Source organism: Streptomyces sp. DH12 (assembly GCF_020873895.1).
In the GTDB taxonomy this organism is placed as follows: Bacteria; Actinomycetota; Actinomycetes; order Streptomycetales; family Streptomycetaceae; genus Streptomyces.
This window is the reverse complement of record NZ_JAHWGT010000319.1, coordinates 1-685: the sequence shown is the minus strand read 5'-3', so window position 1 is coordinate 685 and position 685 is coordinate 1. Positions and strand designations below refer to the sequence as shown.

The window sequence follows — 685 nt, the reverse complement described above, 5'->3', positions numbered from 1 at the left end:
CCCGTCAAGCCCACTCTGCCGTTCGTGCCCGGCCACGAGGGCGTCGGCCTCGTCGAGAAGCTCGGCGAGGGCGTGACCCACCTCGCCGTGGGACAGCGCGTCGCGGTGCCCTGGCTCGGCAAGGCGTGCGGACGGTGCGAGCACTGCCGGTCCGGCTGGGAGACCCTCTGCGAGAGTCAGATCAACACCGGGTACGGCTGCGACGGCGGGTACGCCGAGAAGATGCTCGCCTGGGCCGACTTCGCCCAGCCGGTGCCCGAGGGCGTCAGTGCCCTGGACGCCGCCCCTCTGACGTGCGCGGGTGTCACCACCTACAAGGCGCTCAAGGTCGCGGACGTCCGGCCCGCCCAGCTCGTCGCCATCTCGGGCGTGGGCGGACTGGGCCACCTGGCGGTGCAGTACGCGAAGATCGCCGGGGCGCGGGTCGCCGCGATCGACGTCACCGACGACAAGCTCGCACTCGCCCGGGAACTGGGCGCGGACATCCTCATCGACGCCCGCACCCAGGACGTCGGCGCCGAGCTGAAGCGGCACGGCGGCGCGCACGCGGCTCTCGCCCTCGCCGTGAACCCGGCCGCCTTCACAGCCGTCAACTCCGGGCTGCGGCGTGGCGGGAAGCTCGTGATGGTGGCCCTGCCGGCACACGGCACCCTCCCGGTCCCGATCTTCGACACCGTCCTGAACG

General features: G+C 72.8%; 1 protein-coding gene. It reads left to right on the top strand.

The window, feature by feature from the left end; translation table 11 throughout:
- The coding region (locus LPA54_RS34295) for an alcohol dehydrogenase catalytic domain-containing protein (protein ID WP_228984568.1) at positions 1 to 685 on the top strand (685 nt) is incomplete at both ends.